General features: G+C 42.5%; 1 pseudogene. It reads right to left on the reverse strand.

The features are described from left to right. Nucleotides 1–221 (reverse strand): annotated as a pseudogene (locus RYZ59_RS24920) (flagellin FliC); the annotation flags it as partial.

Here is a 221-nt window from a genome sequence, read left to right on the forward strand (position 1 = left end):
AAAAGACACTTTAACAAGTGAAGCAGAGTCAGCATCAGTGGAATCAACATTCGCCGCTTTTAATGCCTTAATAGCAGGATACGTCGCTGGTTCCTGCTTAAATTTCACATCTTTAGTTGCAGCTGGCAGCACATCAACATCAGTATCTTTGAGTGTTACTGCTCCAGATGTATCGTCAATCTCTACCTCATAAACACCATTTTTGGCGGTGTCACCTGCTA

The sequence above is a fragment of the Citrobacter sp. HN-141 genome, assembly GCF_033341895.1.
In the GTDB taxonomy this organism is placed as follows: domain Bacteria; phylum Pseudomonadota; class Gammaproteobacteria; order Enterobacterales; family Enterobacteriaceae; genus Citrobacter.